Origin of the sequence: Novosphingobium sp. MBES04, assembly GCF_000813185.1 — a bacterium.
Classification (GTDB): domain Bacteria; phylum Pseudomonadota; class Alphaproteobacteria; order Sphingomonadales; family Sphingomonadaceae; genus Novosphingobium; species Novosphingobium decolorationis.
The window spans coordinates 1,265,654-1,278,460 of record NZ_DF850488.1; the positions used below are offsets into that span (position 1 = coordinate 1,265,654).

General features: G+C 65.8%; 8 protein-coding genes and 2 pseudogenes. 5 read left to right on the plus strand and 5 right to left on the minus strand.

Annotated elements, in window-relative coordinates:
- The first annotated feature begins 4 nt into the window (after nucleotides 1–4).
- Genes MBENS4_RS05600 through MBENS4_RS05610 form a run of 3 tightly spaced genes read left to right on the plus strand, consistent with a single transcriptional unit; the run spans nucleotide 5 to nucleotide 4,409 of the window.
- Nucleotides 5–1,630, plus strand: a complete 1,626-nt coding sequence (locus MBENS4_RS05600; RefSeq protein WP_039391803.1) for a family 43 glycosylhydrolase — start codon at nucleotides 5–7, stop codon at nucleotides 1,628–1,630.
- On the plus strand, nucleotides 1,630–3,045 hold the full coding sequence (gene uxaC / locus MBENS4_RS05605; RefSeq protein ID WP_039389338.1) for a glucuronate isomerase: 1,416 nt from the start codon (nucleotides 1,630–1,632) through the stop codon (nucleotides 3,043–3,045). Before MBENS4_RS05600 ends, uxaC begins: the two co-directional genes overlap by 1 nt.
- The gene (locus MBENS4_RS05610; RefSeq protein WP_039389340.1) at nucleotides 3,042–4,409 is read left to right on the plus strand and encodes a mannitol dehydrogenase family protein; all 1,368 of its coding nucleotides are present in this window, start codon (nucleotides 3,042–3,044) and stop codon (nucleotides 4,407–4,409) included. Before uxaC ends, MBENS4_RS05610 begins: the two co-directional genes overlap by 4 nt.
- Before the next feature lie 49 nt (nucleotides 4,410–4,458).
- On the opposite strand, the pseudogene MBENS4_RS25270 reads toward MBENS4_RS05610, so the two are convergent.
- The 5 genes and pseudogenes from MBENS4_RS25270 to MBENS4_RS27145 form a co-directional block, all read right to left on the minus strand.
- Nucleotides 4,459–4,560, minus strand: a pseudogene (locus MBENS4_RS25270) (ATP-binding protein); the annotation flags it as partial.
- Nucleotides 4,556–4,843, minus strand: a pseudogene (locus tag MBENS4_RS05615) (IS21 family transposase); the annotation flags it as partial. The pseudogenes MBENS4_RS25270 and MBENS4_RS05615, both read right to left, overlap by 5 nt.
- Nucleotides 4,844–5,807: 964 nt before the next feature.
- Nucleotides 5,808–7,025 (minus strand): choline ABC transporter ATP-binding protein, encoded by a 1,218-nt coding sequence (gene choV / locus MBENS4_RS05620; protein WP_052322021.1) that lies wholly within the window; start codon nucleotides 7,023–7,025, stop codon nucleotides 5,808–5,810.
- A complete protein-coding gene (choW, locus tag MBENS4_RS26080) occupies nucleotides 7,025–8,671 on the minus strand; it encodes a choline ABC transporter permease subunit (RefSeq protein ID WP_199904343.1) in 1,647 nt (548 codons plus the stop codon). The genes choV and choW overlap by 1 nt, the downstream gene beginning before the upstream one ends.
- 29 nt (nucleotides 8,672–8,700) lie before the next feature.
- Nucleotides 8,701–8,826, minus strand: a complete 126-nt coding sequence (locus MBENS4_RS27145) for a hypothetical protein (protein WP_255352640.1) — start codon at nucleotides 8,824–8,826, stop codon at nucleotides 8,701–8,703.
- 156 nt (nucleotides 8,827–8,982) lie between these two features.
- On the opposite strand from MBENS4_RS27145, the gene betB reads away from it, so the two are divergent.
- Together betB and betA are read left to right on the plus strand one after the other, a co-directional pair.
- Nucleotides 8,983–11,013: a betaine-aldehyde dehydrogenase gene (betB, locus tag MBENS4_RS05635; protein WP_084591965.1), complete on the plus strand. Its 2,031-nt coding sequence runs from the start codon at nucleotides 8,983–8,985 to the stop codon at nucleotides 11,011–11,013.
- A gap of 32 nt (nucleotides 11,014–11,045) precedes the next feature.
- On the plus strand, nucleotides 11,046–12,704 hold the full coding sequence (gene betA / locus MBENS4_RS05640; protein ID WP_039389345.1) for a choline dehydrogenase: 1,659 nt from the start codon (nucleotides 11,046–11,048) through the stop codon (nucleotides 12,702–12,704).
- Nucleotides 12,705–12,807: the final 103 nt, after the last annotated feature.

Consider the following 12,807-nt stretch of genomic DNA (forward strand, 5'->3'; position numbering starts at 1 on the left):
GGGAATGCACAGACGTGAAGCGCTCAAGGCAACGGCCCTTGGCGCGATGGGACTGGCGGTGCCGATTGGTCCGGCTGCCGCTGCCGGGGTGGGCGAAACATCTCTCCTCCCGCCCGCCCCGGCAACCCCGCGCAAATGGGCGCGCGGGCTCGACAACCAGCGCAAGGCGGACCTCGGCAACGGAACCTTCCTCAATCCGGTGCTCTCGGGCGACCGCCCGGACCCGGCGATCCTGAAGGATGGCAAGGACTACTACCTCACTTTCTCAAGCTTCGATTCCTATCCCGGCCTCACCATCTGGCACAGTCGCGACCTCGTGAACTGGCATCCGCGCAAGCCGGCCCTCCACCGCAACATCGGTTCGGTCTGGGCTGTGAGCCTGGAGAAGCACGCGGGACGCTACTTCCTCTACATCCCGGTCAAGGCCGAACCCAACGACATCTACGTGATCTGGTCCGATCACATCGACGGCCCCTGGAGCGATCCGGTCGCGCTTGGCCTGCATGACCACATCGACCCGTGCCACGCCGTCGGCGAGGACGGCTCGCGCTGGCTGTTCCTTTCGGGCGGGGACAGGGTGCGGCTCTCCGATGACGGCCTCGCGCGCGCGGGCGAGGTCGAGCACGTCTACGATCCCTGGCGCTATCCCGATGACTGGGACGTCGAGGGGTTCTCGCCCGAAGGGCCCAAGATCCACCGCCATGGCGACTGGTTCTACATGCTGACCGCGGTCGGCGGGACCGCCGGACCGCCGACCGGGCACATGGTCATTGCCGCACGTGCGCCCTCGATCCACGGGCCCTGGGAGCATCATCCCAACAACCCGCTGGTGCGTACCGAAAGCCTCGACGAGGCCTGGTGGTCGCGCGGCCATGCCTCGCTTGTCGAGGGGCCTGATGCGCGCTGGTACACGCTCTACCACGGCTACGAGGCGGGCTTCTGGACGCTCGGGCGACAGTGCCTGCTCGACCATGTCGCGTGGAGCGAGGATGGCTGGTTTCGCATGACCGGCGGCGACCTCGCCGCGCCGCTGGCCAGCCCCAGCGGGGGTGAGGCACTGCCCCACGGCATGGCCCTCTCGGACGGCTTCACCGCACCGCTCGCGCTTGGCTCGCGGTGGTCGTTCTTCCGCCCCGCGCCCGAAGAGGCGCAGCGTTGCACGAGCAATGACGGTGTGCTGCATCTCGCCGCGAAGGGCTCGGCGCCGTCGAGCGGATCGCCGCTGCTGCTCATCGCGGGCGACACCAGCTACCGCTTCGAATGCGACATCGAGATCGACCCGGGATGCACCGCAGGGCTGGTCCTGTTCTACGACGATAAGCTCTATGCAGGGCTAGGCTTCGACGCGGATCGCTTCGTCACGCACCAGTACGGGATCGAGCGCGCGCGCCCCGCCAATCCGCACGGGCGCCGCATGAAGATGCGCGTGACCAATCGGGCTCACATCGTCGCCATCCATACCTCTGGCGACGGCGGGAAATCCTGGCAGCGCTTCGACCGGGGCATGGAAGTCTCGGGTTACCACCACAATGTACGCGGAGGGTTCTTGATGTTACGCCCTGGGCTCTACGCGGCCGGAAGCGGCGAGGCCCGCTTCCGCGATTTCCAATTCACAGCACTGGAAGACTGATGCCCCGCCCCCTCAACCTGCATCCCGACCGCCTTCTCCCTACCGATCCCGCCACCCGCAGCCTCGCGCGCGAACTCTACCAGAGCGTCGCCACGCTTCCGATCGTGAGCCCGCACGGTCACACCGATCCTTCGTGGTTTGCAGGCAATGCGCCCTTCGGCAATGCGACGCAGCTCCTGCTCGTGCCGGACCACTACGTGTTCCGCATGCTCTATTCGCAAGGGGTGCCGATGGAGGCGCTAGGCGTGCGCAACCCGCAGGTCGACCCGCGCGAGGCATGGCGGCTGCTTGCGCACAACTACCACCTGTTCCGCGCGACACCTTCGCGCATGTGGCTCGACTGGGTCTTTGCCGAGGCCTTTGGCATCGACGTGCAGCTCGGCGCAGATACCGCCGACCACTATTACGACACCATCACCGAGAAGCTCGCCACCGAGGCCTTCCGTCCGCGCGCACTCTTCGACCGGTACTGCATAGAGGTCATCGCCACCACCGAGAGCCCGCTCGACAGCCTCGAGCATCACGCCTCGCTCAAGGCCGAGAACGCAAGGCCCGGGGGCTGGCAGGGTAAGGTCGTCACCGCTTACCGGCCCGATCCGGTGATCGACCCCGAGTTCGAGGGTTTCCGCGAGAACCTCGTGCGCTTCACCGAGATCACCGGCGAGGATTGCCTGGACTGGTCGGGCTACCTTGCCGCCCACCGCCAGCGCCGCCGCTTCTTCGCGCAGATGGGCGCGACCTCGACCGACCACGGCCACCCGACCCCGCGCACCGCCGACCTGCCGCGCGCCGAGGCCCAGGCGCTCTTCGCAAAAGTCACGAGCGGCACCTTCACACCCGAAGATGCCGAACTGTTCCGCGCACAAATGCTGACCGAGATGGCGGCCATGAGCCTCGAGGACGGACTGGTCATGCAGATCCATCCGGGCGCGTTTCGTAACCACAATGCCCGCGTATTCGAGCGTTTCGGGCGCGACAAGGGCGCCGACGTGCCGAGCCGCACGGAATATGTCGCGAACCTGAAACCCCTGCTCGACAAGTACGGCAACGAGGCCGCTCTCTCCATCATCCTGTTCACCTTGGACGAGAGCACCTATGCGCGCGAACTCGCGCCGCTTGCGGGCCACTACCCGTGCCTCAAGCTGGGCCCGGCCTGGTGGTTCCACGACAGCCCCGAGGGCATGCGCCGGTTCCGCCGCATGACCACCGAAACCGCTGGCTTCTACAACACCGTCGGCTTCAACGATGACACCCGCGCCTTCCTCTCGATCCCCGCGCGCCACGACGTTGCCCGTCGTGTAGACTGCGGGTTTCTCGCCGAACTGGTGATAGAGCATCGCCTCGAGGACTGGGAGGCCGCCGAAGTTGCGCAGGACCTTGCCTACAACCTCGTGAAGAAGGCCTACCGACTATGAGCGAGCGGCTTTGCGCATCCGCGCTCAAGACACTGCCCGCCTCCATCGCGGCTCCCGCCTATGATCGCAACGAACAACAGGTCGGCATCGTCCATTTCGGCATCGGTGCCTTCCACCGTGCGCATCAGGCCTGGTACACCGATGCCGCCATGAACGCGGGCGAGCGCGACTGGTCGATCCTCGGTGTCTCGCTGCGCTCGCCGGGCGTTGCCGCGCAGCTCAATCCGCAGGACGGGCTCTACACGCTGGTCGAGTGTTCGGCCCAAGGACGCAGCGCGCGGGTGATCGGTTCGGTGCATGAAGTGCTGGTCGCGGGTGTCGCCAGAGCGCGCCTTGCCATCGCCCTCACCGCCCCGCAGACGCGCATCGTCTCGTTCACCGTCACCGAGAAGGGCTATTGCCGCAAGGCCGACGGCTCGCTCGATTTCGACGCGGCGGCGCTCGGCTTCTACCCGATCCTGAGCAATGCCCTGCGCGAACGGCAGGCGTCCGGATGCGGCGGGCTCACCCTGCTCTCGTGCGACAACCTTGCCGACAACGGTCGCCAGCTGGCGCGGCTCATGCGCGAATGGCTCGCGCGCGAAGCGCCCGATCTCGTCGAATGGTTCGAGGCCGAATGCACCTGCCCCTCGACTATGGTCGATCGCATCGTGCCCGCCACGACGAGCGCCGACCGCTCTGAGGTGGCACAGCTGCTCGGCTGCCTGGACGAAGGCGCGGTGATGACCGAACCTTTCAGCCAGTGGGTCATCGAGGACCGCTTCGCGCGCGGGCGCCCGGCATGGGAGAAGTTCGGCGCGCAGCTCGTCGCAGACGTCGCGCCGTACGAGACCGCCAAGCTGCGCATGCTCAACGGCGCCCATTCGGCGTTGGCCTACCTCGGGCTCCAGCGCGGGCACACGTACGTGCACGAGGCGATGGGCGATGGCGCAATCCGCCCGCTCATAGAGTGCATCATGCGCGACGAGGCCGCGCCCACCGTCGTGGCGGCGCCAGGGCAGGACCTCAATACCTATGCCGATGCACTGCTCGCACGCTTCGAAAATCCGGCACTCAACCACAAACTGGTCCAGATCGCGATGGACGGCAGCCAGAAGATCCCGCAGCGCTGGCTTGAAACATTAGAAGCTCAACGCCTTGCTGGACGTAAATGCCCCGGTCTCCTGACCGCCCTCGCGGCTTGGTTTCTCCATCTGCGTGGAGCCAACGGGCCCGTAGACGATCCCATGGCAGACACTTTGTCGAACTTGGCCCTGAGCAATTCAAACTTGCAACTCGCGACCTTGCTTTTCACGGGCGACGGGTTGCTATCCGGTTTCTGGAATCCTCTGGGAGTTGATATCCCAGATGTTGATCGCCATTGAGAATTGACCCGGGTGGGTATGGTTTATGTGCAGCCGCTCATCGGCAGGTTCAAGATGCGGGCTTGCCCTTTCTGGCTTTGGGCGCAGCGGTGCTGGCGCGGAAGCGGAAGCTATCGCTTCCGGTCTCCAGGATGTGGCAGTGATGGGTTATAGGAGCCATCGTAACCAAGCTTCACCAGATCAACTTGGAGTTGCTTGGCGATCCGCTTCTGCTTGCGGGATTTCCTGGATTCCACTCGCAACTAGGCCGCCAGCTTGTCCGTGAAGGGATTGAGCTTGCTGGGCCGCAACGGAACCTTGAAGCTGGGCTCAACCGTATCAGAGCGCAGATATTTGCGGATGGTGTTGCAGGACAGGCCGATCCGGCGCTTGATCTCCCGAATGGAGATACCCTGCCGGAAATGCCACCGGCGGATCACACTGAGTAAGTCCATGTCGATCACTCCAAGACCCTCCAACTGGCAGCCGGAAGGGAGCAAAACATGGGTCAATTCTCAGTGGTAATTTATACGCGCCCCGGGTCACTTCTCAGTGGAAATCAACGGTCATAGACACCGCTCAACTGTGGTCGGCGAGCAATCAAGCATCGACTTCGCACGCGATAGGGCCGGTGCCAAACGCCCGCCCCACGCCGCCCGCCATTTGCAGACCCGCGATTATCTTGCCGGCAAGATCGATGCGTTTTTCGACCACAGGGCGTACGCGGGATCTCTCCAGGCGAAACATCCGAGGAAGGCCCCTTCGGGAACAGTGGAGCGAGCAGGGCTTGCGCAATTCATGCTAAGCCATTGGTTTCGCAGGATCGGGTCGGCAGGTTGTCAAAATAGGGGCACATCGGGCAAGAGCCCTGTCAAAGCCTTGTGACAAAACCCCGGATGTACCCGATTTGTCAGGCCAACTTGGCTGTCAACGGACATCTCTTATCCCTTGACACCAAACCTTGCCCGGAGTGACACGAAGTCTGCCCGCAAGAGGTCTTGGGTTAAATCTTCGCCAGCCATCAGCTAGCCGCGAAGTACCCCTCAACAACTTTCAAGTGAACGCGACCGCAGCAAGGCAAAGCCTGTCTGCGCAGTTTTGTGCAGCTTACTTTTGCGCCCTCGTCACCAGGTGATACGGAACGTCGGGTTCGGCCCTACGCAGTCGCTGCGTCAGGCTGGAAACGCGCCCAGTCAGCTTTGGTCAGAAGCACCTTCGCCGGAAACGCACCAGGGCCGCTCTGTCGAGCGGCCCATTTTCGTTACCCCCGGCGCTCCCGGGGAGAGGGGAGAGGGGAGCGGAGCGCCGGAGGCAGGCGTAGGGCGCAAGATCAGAGGGGGCAGCAGGAACCGGCGTTAGGATGGCCTCGAAGGTGCGAGCCGAAGGGCGGCCTTGCGCTGCGCTGCCGTGCGCCCCTCTTTACTGCGCCGCGGAATCCTCCGATCCCGTCGGCCCGGTCTGGCTCAGCTTGTCGAGGATGTCCTGGCTGGAGGTTACGCCCGCCAGTTCGCCGTCTTCGGTGAGCAGCACCGGGTTGTCGGTCTGCGCGGCGATCTGCATGAGCGTGCGCACGTTGGTCTCGGCGGGAACCTGCGCGATGCCTTCGGGGAAGGTGTCCTGCGCCTCGGGATCGGCGATGGTGTTGACCGGCTGCCAGCCCGCATCCGAATGGACCCGTTCGCCTTCCAGACGGTAGTTTCCGCCTTCGTCGAGCAGCAGGCCGCCGTCCACTTCCTCCAGCTCCGCGACCGGGTGCATGACCGTGGCGCCGGTCATCACGTGGAGCGGGTTCATGTGCTCGAGGAAGCTCGCGACATAGGGGGTCGCCGGATTGTTGAGGATCTCCTCGCGGCTGCCGCTCTGGACGATGCGCCCGCCCTCCAGAAGCGTGATCTGGTCGCCCAGCTTGAAGGCTTCGTCGAGGTCGTGGCTGACGAACAGGATCGTCTTCTGGACCTCGCGCTGGAGTTCCAGGAGGTCGTCCTGCAGCTTGGCGCGGATCAGCGGGTCGAGCGCGGAAAACGGCTCGTCCATCAGAAGGATATCCGCATCCGTGGCAAAGGCGCGCGCCAGCCCGACGCGCTGCTGCATGCCGCCCGAAAGCTCGCTCGCATAGCTGTCCGCCCAGTCGGAGAGGCCGACGAGTTCCAGCTGTTCCTCGACGCGGGCGGCCATGGCCGCCTTGTCCTCGCCGCGCAGTTCCAGGCCAAAGGCCACGTTTTCGCGCACCGTGCGCCAGGGCAGGAGCGCGAATTGCTGGAAGACCATGGCGATGCGCTTGCGGCGCACTTCGCGCAAGGTGGCGGGATCGCGCGGCGCGATGTCGACCGGCTCCTCGCCCTCTCCGCCATGGACGAGGACCTGTCCGCGCGTCACCTCGTTGAGGCCGTTGGCCGCGCGCAGCAGCGTCGACTTGCCCGAGCCCGACAGGCCCATCAGCACCGAGATGTGCCCGCGCTCGACCGTGAGCGAGGCGTCGTGGACGCCCAGGACCACGCCTGTCTCCTCGCTGATCGCGGCGCGTTCCTTGCCCGCCTCGGCCAGTTCCAGCGCGCGGGCGAGCGCAGCCTCGCGCTTGCGCCCCCGGCCGCTTGCAAAGAAGATGTCGACGTTCCGAAATTCGATCGCCGTGGCCATCAGCTGTCTCCCTTGGTTTCGCGCCGGGTCACGCGGTCGAGAATGATGGCGAGCAGGACGATGGCGAAGCCCGCCTCAAAGCCCATGCCCACCTGCACGGTGTTGAGCGCGCGCACCACCGGCACACCCAGGCCGCCTGCGCCCACCAGCGCGGCGATGACGACCATCGAGAGGCTGAGCATGATGCACTGCGTGACGCCCGCCAGGATCGATCCGGCGGCGGCCGGAAGCTCGATCTTGAAGAGGAGCTGGCGCTTCGTTGCGCCAAAGCTCTCGCCCGCCTCGATCAGCGGGCGCGGGACGGACGCGATGCCCAACTGGGTAAGGCGGATCGGCGCGGGCAGCGAGAAGATGATCGTGGAGATGAGGCCCGGCACCACGCCCAACCCGAAAATCACCAGCGTCGGGATCAGGTAGACGAAGGTCGGCAGCGTCTGCATCAGGTCCAGCACCGAGCGCAGGTACTCGTAAGCGCGCGGGCGGTGCCCCGCCCAGATGCCGATGGGAACGCCGATCACGGTCGACGTCGCGGCAGCAAAGACCACGAGCGCGAGCGTGTCGACCGTCTCATCCCAGTAGCCCTGGTTGATGATGAAGAGCAGCGCGAGCGGCACGAAGGCGGTGAAGCCGTAGGACTTGCGCAGGAACCAGGTGAGCACCGTCGCGAGCGCCACGAAAAGGAGCGGGGGGACGGCGTGAAGCACGCCCGTCAGTCCATCGACGCCCGCGCTCACCGCGCCCGAGACGATGTCGAGCAGGCCGCTGTGCGCCTTGATCCAGTCCACCACGACGGCAATCGAGGCGCCAACGGGGATCTTGTTCGCGGTGAGCCACGAATGGCTGGGCCCGGTCTGCTTGCTGGCCCTGATCGCGGCCTCGGCGGGCTCGCCGGCAAAGGTGGTGACACCGTCGAGCCACTGCGCCACGCGGTCCGGGTGCTGCGCGATCCAGTCGCGCGCGGCGTCCTGCGGGTTGGCGCCGCCTTCGATGCGGCCCATCAGCGCGTTCTCTTCTTCCACCTCGAAGGAGAGGTTTTCAAGGAACTGGCCAAGGTTGGGACATTCCTCGCGGTAGCCCCGGCGCACGATGGTACTCACCGTAGCCCCGCCGAAGTTGGGGCCGAAGACATCGTCGCCGCCCGCCAGGTACTTCATGTCGAAGCGCTCGTTCATCGGGTGGGGCTGCCAGCCGAGGAAGACGATGGCGCGCTTTTCCTTCACCGCACGCTCGACCTCGGAGAGCATCCCCTGCTCGCTGCTCTCGACCACCTGGAAGTCGCCGGTGTCGAACGCGTCGCGCCCGATCATGTCGATGACCAGCTGGTTGCCGTCATTGCCCGGCTCAATGCCGTAGATCTTGTGGTCCAGTTCATCGGCAAAGCGCGCGATGTCGGCAAAGCTCTGCAGGCCCTCCTCATAAAGGTACGCCGGGACCGCCAGCGTGTAGCGCGCATCGACGAGGTTGGCGCGCACGCGTTCGAGCGTGCCGTCCTCGATGTGCCCCTGGATCAGGCTCTTTTGCGCGGGCATCCAGTTGCCAAGGAAAATGTCGACATCGCCGCGCGCCATGCCGTTGAACGTCACCGGCACCGAGAGCACCCGCGTGGTCGGCCTGTAGCCGATCTCGCGCAAGACCTCGGAAGCCACGCTTGTCGTCGCGGTGACATCCGTCCAGCCTACGTCGCCAGCCGCACCGCACGGCAGGCCGGGGGATCGGCGGCCGCAATGGCCGCGCTCGATCCCAGGACAAAGCTGCAGAGGAGGCCGAGGGCCAGGAGAAGTCGCGTTGCCAGACGGCGCATAGGCTTCCTTGAATTCGCGTGATGCCCTGCGCCTATAACGCCATTGAAGGCTTATTCAATGGCGACCTTCCACCTTTTTCAGCCAAGACTTGCAAAGCTACGGCGAGAGGTATAGCTGACGCCCAAATCAATTGAACGGTCATTCAGGACAAGATCATGGCAACAGGTTCGGCGACAACGAAAGCTCCGTCAAGGCACGATGCCCGCGCGCGCCAGCTTATCGAGATGACAATCGATTCGCTCGCCGAAGTGGGCTTCACCGGCACCACGCTCGCCGAGATCGGCAAGCGCGCCGACGTCTCGCCCGGCCTTGTCGCGCATTACTTCAAGGACAAGAACGGCCTGCTCGAAGCCGCGTTCCGTGCCCTTGCCTTCCGCCACGGCGATGCGGTGCGCCTGCGCATGATCGCCGCCGACAGCCCGCGCGCGCGCGTCCAGGCGGTGATCGACGCCTCGCTCTCGCGCACCGAGATCGACCTGCGCACCAGCATGGCCTGGCTCGCCTTCTGGGGGCAGGCGCTCCAGCACCCGCGCCTCCACCGCGTGCAGCGCGCCTACCAGAAGCGCATGCTCTCCAACCTCACCCACGCGCTGCGCGCCATGGAAACCCCCGAGGAAGCGCGCAAGACCGCCGCCCTCATCGCCGCCATGATCGACGGCGTGTGGCTTCGCGGCGCGCTCTCGAGCTGGAACGAGGTCGACCCCGAAGCCGCGCGCGAGATGCTCAACTTCGTGGTCGAGGATTCGCTCGCGCGCCACCCGATCGCCGCCGCTTCGGTCCCCGCCACCGTGCGCCCGGTCAACCCCGCGACCGGCGAGACCATTGCCGACCTTCCCGTCGCCACCGCCGAGGATATCGACCGCATGGTCGCCAAGGCGCAGGAAGGCCAGCGCGAATGGGCCGCGCTCAGCGGTACCGAGCGTGGCCGCGTGCTGCGCCGCACCAGCGACATCCTGCGCGAGCGCAACGATGCCCTTGCCGAGATCGAGACCCGCAACACCGGCAAGCCGGTGCAGGAGACCAAGGCGGTCGACATCATCTCGGGTGCGGATTGCCTCGAATACTACGGCGGCATCGCTTCGACCGTGGCGGGCCAGTTCCTGGATCTGGGCGCTGCGGCCTTTGGCTACACCCGTCGCGAGCCGCTGGGCGTATGCGCCGGGATCGGCGCGTGGAACTACCCCATGCAGATCGCCTGCTGGAAGGCCGCGCCCGCGCTCGCCTGCGGCAACGCGCTCATCTTCAAGCCCGCCGAACAGACCCCGATGACGGCGATGGAACTGGAAGGCATCTTCCGCGAAGCCGGCCTTCCCGAAGGCGTGTTCCAGGTTGCGCAAGGCTATGGCGAAACCGGCCGTTCGCTGATCGCGCACCCGGGCATCGCCAAGGTCTCGCTGACAGGCTCTGTCCCCACCGGCCGCCTCGTCATGGGCGAGGCCGCCAAGGGCCTCAAGCCCACGACGCTGGAACTGGGCGGCAAGAGCCCGCTGATCGTCTTCGAGGACGCCGATCTCGACAACGCGGTGAGCGGCGCGATGATGGCGAACTTCTACTCGACCGGACAGATCTGCTCGAACGGGACGCGTGTCTTCGTCCACCGCTCGGTGCTGAAGGACTTCCTCGCCCGGCTGGAAAAGCGCACCAAGGCGCTGCGCATTGGCGATCCGTTCAACCCCGAAACGCATATCGGTCCGCTTGTCAGCGCGACCCAGCTCGACCTGGTGCTGGGCCACATCGCGCGCTCCAGGCGCGAGGGCGTCAAGCTGCTGATGGGCGGCGAGCGCCTTACTGGCGGCAAGTACGATCGCGGCTACTATGTCGAGCCGACCGTGTTCCAGGCCGAGGACGACAGCGCCTCGATCGTGCGCGACGAGGTCTTCGGGCCGGTCATGCTGGTCCTGCCCTTCGACACCGAAGAGGAAGTGATCGCGCGCGCCAACGACACCGAGTTCGGCCTTGCCGCGGGCGTATTCACCCGCGACCTGATGCGCGCGCACACCGTGATCGCCGCGCTTCAGGCCGGAAGCTGCTGGATCAACGACTACAACGTCACCCCCATCGAACTTCCGTTCGGCGGCTACAAGAATTCGGGCGTGGGCCGCGAGAACGGCCTCGCCGCGATCGAGCACTATACCCAGCTCAAGAGCGTCTACGTCGCCAAGGGCGATGTCGACGCCCCCTACTGAGCCCCGAACGACCAACGGACAGAGACACCTTCATGAACGCGCAATTCGACTACGTCATCGTGGGCGCCGGCTCGGCCGGCTGCGTGCTGGCCGACCGGCTGAGCGCGGACGGCAAGACCACCGTCCTGGTGCTCGAATTCGGCGGGTCGGACCGCTCGGTGCTGATCCAGATGCCCAGCGCCCTGTCCTACCCGATGAACATGAAGAAGTACGACTGGCGCTATTATTCGCAGCCCGAGGAGCACCTGGGCGGGCGGCGCATGCACACCCCGCGCGGCAAGGTGCTGGGCGGCTCGTCCTCGATCAACGGCATGGTCTACGTGCGCGGCAACCCGATGGACTTCGAGCGCTGGCACAACCTGGGCGCGCAAGACTGGGACTACGCCCACGTCCTTCCCTACTTCCAGCGCGCCGAAACGCGCCAGGAAGGCGGCGATGCCTACCGGGGCGGCAACGGCCCGCTCAACACGAAGTACGGGACGCTCAGGAACCCGCTCTACTCCAAGTTTGCGGAAGCCGCGCAGCAGGCCGGCTACCCCTTCACGGCGGACTACAACGGCGCGCAGCAGGAAGGCTTTGGCCGGATGGACATGACTGTCCACAAGGGCCGCCGCTGGAGCGCGGCCAACGCCTACCTCAAGCCCGCCATGAAGCGCCGCAACCTGACGGTCGAGACCCACGCGCTCGCCGACAAGCTCATCTTCGAGGGCACGCGCGCGGTCGGCGTGCGCTATGTGCAGGGCGGCGAGGTGCGCGAAGTGCGCGCCGCACGCGAGGTCATCGTGGCGAGCGGCCCGATCAATTCGCCCACGCTGCTCCAGCGCTCGGGCATTGGCGCGGCCGAGCAATTGAAGAACCTTGGCATCGAGGTCGTCCAGGACCTGCCCGGCGTGGGTGAGAACCTGCAGGATCACCTGGAATTCTACTTCCAGATGGAATGCACTCAGCCGATCACGCTGTTCTCGGCCATGGGCCCGATTGCCAAGGCGCGCATCGGCGCGCAGTGGTTGGCGCTCAAGGAAGGGCTTGGCGCGACCAACCACTTCGAGAGCTGCGGCTTCATCCGCTCGCGCGCCGGGATCGAGTACCCGGACATCCAGTACCACTTCCTGCCGCTCGCAGTGTCCTACGACGGTTCCTCGATGGCCGACCGCCACGGCTACCAGGCCCACGTTGGCCCGATGCGCTCGAAGAGCCGGGGCACGGTGCGCCTGCGCTCGGCCGGGCCGCTCGACACGCCCGAAATCCGCTTCAACTACATGAGCCACGCCGAGGACTGGGAAGAGATGCGCGCCTGCGTGCGCCTCACCCGCGAGATCTTCGCGCAGGAAGCCCTTGCCCCCTACACCGGGCGCGAGATGCAGCCGGGCGCCGATGTCGTGACCGACGAACAGATCGACGCCTTCGTGCGTGACAACGTGGAAAGCGCCTACCACCCCTCGTGCACCTGCAAGATGGGCGCGGACGGCGATCCGATGGCGGTGCTGGACCCCGAACTGCGCGTGCGCGGCGTTCAGGGCCTGCGCGTGATCGACAGCTCGGCCATGCCCGCGATCACCACGGGCAACCTCAACGCACCCACGATCATGCTCGCCGAACGCGGCGCGGACCTCGTGATGGGCCGCGAGACGCTGGCCGCCAGCGAGATGCCCTTCGTGCGCAGCGCGAACTGGCAGACCACGCAGCGCTGAAGATCAGGGATATTCTCAAGGGGCCATCGCCCCTTGATCCCAAAATGGACGACCTCGGCCTTGTTGATTAGATCAATCGCAGGGCAGCAGTTGGCCTTTGAAC

Coding starts and splice junctions, on each gene's coding strand:
- MBENS4_RS05600 (WP_039391803.1), top strand. CDS start 5: ATGCACAGACGTGAAGCGCTCAAGGCAACGGCCCTTGGCGCGATGGGA.
- uxaC (WP_039389338.1), top strand. CDS start 1,630: ATGCCCCGCCCCCTCAACCTGCATCCCGACCGCCTTCTCCCTACCGAT.
- MBENS4_RS05610 (WP_039389340.1), top strand. CDS start 3,042: ATGAGCGAGCGGCTTTGCGCATCCGCGCTCAAGACACTGCCCGCCTCC.
- choV (WP_052322021.1), bottom strand. CDS start 7,025: ATGGCCACGGCGATCGAATTTCGGAACGTCGACATCTTCTTTGCAAGC.
- MBENS4_RS27145 (WP_255352640.1), bottom strand. CDS start 8,826: ATGCGCCGTCTGGCAACGCGACTTCTCCTGGCCCTCGGCCTCCTCTGC.
- betB (WP_084591965.1), top strand. CDS start 8,983: ATGGCAACAGGTTCGGCGACAACGAAAGCTCCGTCAAGGCACGATGCC.
- betA (WP_039389345.1), top strand. CDS start 11,046: ATGAACGCGCAATTCGACTACGTCATCGTGGGCGCCGGCTCGGCCGGC.